Origin of the sequence: Zooshikella harenae (genome assembly GCF_018837975.1) — a bacterium.
Classification (GTDB): Bacteria; Pseudomonadota; Gammaproteobacteria; order Pseudomonadales; family Zooshikellaceae; genus Zooshikella; species Zooshikella harenae.
Window position 1 is genome coordinate 1 of sequence record NZ_JAGSOY010000168.1, and the last position, 3,149, is coordinate 3,149.

Genomic DNA, 3,149 nt, shown 5'->3' on the forward strand with positions numbered 1-3,149 from the left:
CTCATTGCATTACTATACCAATTAATTCTACTCTAGTACTTCATAATATAAAATGAAACATATAAAATACTTTTTAATAGTTCTTGCTAGTGTTTACTCTTTGTTTATCAACTTAGCTAACGCAGCAAATATTTACACTACCAGCAGTCACTCCATTGGTGATATCACTTTTCACTCAGTAAAAGAAACGGTTCATCCTTCGGCTACAGGGGTTGTTCAAGTCCTTTTTTCAAACATCGCTTGGAATGATAACACCAGCTGTAATAAGAGAGCTGTATATATCAGAGATGAGGATTCCCACTTAGTCTCTGCCATCTTGACCGCTTATACTGCTGGTATGCAGGTCAGAATTTATGTTGATGATACTTTGCAAGCAAATGATCATATCTGTTATGTGAGAGCACTGAAGTTAGTTAAAAGTTAATAATACTGTGGGTACCACTACTCAAATGTGCAAATGAGTACGAATTGAAAATAGAGCTATTATCAACTTTTTCTCTAATTAAAAATGTGCCATTGCTTGTATATGATTTTTGACTTATCAAACTGTATTAGGAAGTAAAAAATGAAATTGTTTTTACAGTTTTTGTTATGCTTAATATTTACACTTAGTTCTTCCGTATTTAGTGACGAGCTTACAACGAGTCCTTATACTCAAATTGAATCCGTTGATGCTTTTACTGATTTTGGTGATGGAGATATTATTTTTAATCTTGTGGCAAAAGTGAATGGGTGTGAAAGAGGTTATTGGATGAGTAAAAATAGCCCTGGATATAATACTACATTGAGTATGATTATTGCGGCTTACCAGGCCAAAACCCGTGTTCTTGTTAGAGGTTATTCTCAGCGCCGTTGGGATGGTAGTGCAGGTCCTTTTTGCCAGTTATATTCTATTAGATATGTGCCAAACTAATTGTTTGTTTACATGTGATTAGAATAAGTGAAAACCAAGTGTAAAATAAAATAATGAAATTTTTCACCTAATCAACGCGTTTTAAATCCCTCAAAATCCTCAGCATTCACTTAATGATGTTGAGGATACTATGCCACACTTCAGTACTCATTCACTTGAGCTCCTTACCAGCTGCCACCCAGATCTGCAGGTGGTGTTTCAGGAAGTCATAAAAGACTGCGACTGTACGATCTTAGAAGGTTTTCGTAGTCGAGAAGCCCAGAATGACGCTTATTCAGCCGGTCATTCAAAGCTTCAATTCCCTCAAAGTAAACATAATCAATCCCCATCACTTGCGGTGGATGTCGCGCCTTATCCGATCGATTGGCAGGATATTAACGGGTTTTATTACTTCGGTGGGTTGGTGCTGGGTACCGCATTAAACCTGTATAAAACAGGCAAAATCAGTCATCGATTACGCTGGGGAGGTGATTGGGACCGGGATCATGATGTCAGTGATCAGTCGTTTAATGACCTGGTGCATTTTGAACTCTACAAGGAAGCATGATGGATAAATCAGGCATCGCGAGTTATAGCGTAGGCACAGTGACCGTTGTGGGTGCAGCTATCGTGGAGCAATGGAATCCCATGGATTGGCTCACCGCCATTGGCGTTATTGTGGGTGTGATTGGAGTGATCGTCAGAATGTATACGGATATTGCCGCTCATATGGATCGGCGTAGGGAGGAAGAATGAATTGGTTAGCGAAATTAGTCAGTAGTGGCCTGGATTGATGCCATTCGTAATGTGTTGGATAAAGTCACCACCTCTGATGCAGAGCGTATGCAGGCGGAGATTTTATTAGAGCGTCTGCGTCAGCAACCTCAAGTTTTACAGGTTGAACTGAATAAATTGGAATCACAGCACCGCAGTTTATTTGTTGCCGGTTGGCGTCCATTTATAGGTTGGGTTTGTGGGTTGGGTTTAACGTTTACCTTTTTAATTAACCCCATCGTGCAATGGGTATCAGGGAAGCCAGGACCTCAACTGCCGTTTGATATTATGACAGAGCTGGTCTTAGCCCTCTTGGGTTTAGGTACACTCAGAACAGCTGAGAAGTTCGGAGGACAGACCAAATAATGCGTCGGAAGCTGACCCCGAAGCAGGCGATGTTTGTGAAGGAATACCTGGTGGATCTGAATACCACATAAGCCGCCATACGGGCTGGGTACCACAAGCAGGGAGATCAAAGCCTTATTAATCGGATTGCGAGCCATTAGCATCAGCTTACTTACTACAGCTATTGTTGGCTGGTTTATCAGTTTAATTGTGGCAACGGGTATCGCCATTTATAAAAACCAAAACCAACTCGACTTTGGCCATTTAGAAGCTAAGGCATTGCAGGTAAAGCAATACAGTTAGTGTTTATAACCTGAATTAACTCATGTCTAATGAAAACCATGATATGAATTAATTCTAACCTGTTGTTTCTAATAGCTTATTTTTAGCTGCCATGTGTATTGAATGATGGCCAAAGTCAAGAAAGATATTAACGTTATTAATTATTAAACTAGTTCATCTAACTTGTTCACTCTTGTTTTCTATAACTTAAATTAATAGCTTAAACTTACTTCCATAGCAGTTTCTATAAATATTTATTCACATGTTATAAGTCAGCCACCTTTACCTCATAAAAACTCTCTTTGGTTTAGGCTCGCTCAGGCAATCGCACGAACGGGGTACAGCAAAGAACGGCATCTGAGCAAAGGACAACACCTGCAAGCTCACCCGACGACAGGTTCGGTTTCTTGAGGGTCTACCCGTCAAGTTAAGTATGAGTTAAATAGGGCTTAGAGCTAAAGTCAAAGCTACTTGGCGAATTATCCTCTACTACAAGCCAGCCATAAAGACCACGCATTTTCTTTTGGGGTAACGGTGAGTTACTCGGCCTTACGAAATCATCACTATTATAGACGGAGTTAACACCACAAATCTTAACAAATAAGATACTATAACTACTAAGGTTAACTCGTTCACCTCAACAATTACACCCTGTGAACGCGATCATATTTATTTATACGTAACCCTCTAAAACTCACCAGCGTTGTTAAACTTATCCGTCAATAACTGAATTAAATTCCAAAATTTATATCTACAATTTATAGAGCATTAAAAATAAAATGTAATATGTCATTCTCTTTGATAGTAACCATTTTACTTGAGTAATATTTAACACTATACCCATAACAAAGGTTTT

Annotated in this window: 6 protein-coding genes; all 6 read left to right on the forward strand. The window is 39.1% G+C overall.

Features of this window, described 5'->3' with window-relative positions:
* Positions 1–52: 52 nt before the first annotated feature.
* The 6 genes from KCG35_RS24240 (at position 53) to KCG35_RS24265 (ending at position 2,314) form a co-directional block, all read left to right on the forward strand.
* Positions 53–424: a hypothetical protein gene (locus tag KCG35_RS24240; RefSeq protein WP_215822431.1), complete on the forward strand. Its 372-nt coding sequence runs from the start codon at positions 53–55 to the stop codon at positions 422–424.
* Between the two features lie 141 nt (positions 425–565).
* The gene (locus KCG35_RS24245; RefSeq protein ID WP_215822432.1) at positions 566–913 is read left to right on the forward strand and encodes a hypothetical protein; all 348 of its coding nucleotides are present in this window, start codon (positions 566–568) and stop codon (positions 911–913) included.
* Between the two features lie 130 nt (positions 914–1,043).
* Positions 1,044–1,460 carry a M15 family metallopeptidase gene (locus KCG35_RS24250; RefSeq protein WP_215822433.1) on the forward strand — a complete coding sequence of 139 codons (417 nt, stop codon included), beginning with the start codon at positions 1,044–1,046 and terminating at the stop codon, positions 1,458–1,460.
* A 38-nt stretch (positions 1,461–1,498) separates the two neighbouring features.
* Positions 1,499–1,648, forward strand: a complete 150-nt coding sequence (locus tag KCG35_RS24255; protein WP_215822434.1) for a hypothetical protein — start codon at positions 1,499–1,501, stop codon at positions 1,646–1,648.
* A 24-nt stretch (positions 1,649–1,672) separates the two neighbouring features.
* On the forward strand, positions 1,673–2,032 hold the full coding sequence (locus KCG35_RS24260; RefSeq protein ID WP_215822435.1) for a 3TM-type holin: 360 nt from the start codon (positions 1,673–1,675) through the stop codon (positions 2,030–2,032).
* Positions 2,033–2,158: 126 nt separating this feature from the next.
* Positions 2,159–2,314, forward strand: a complete 156-nt coding sequence (locus KCG35_RS24265) for a hypothetical protein (RefSeq protein ID WP_215822436.1) — start codon at positions 2,159–2,161, stop codon at positions 2,312–2,314.
* Positions 2,315–3,149: the final 835 nt, after the last annotated feature.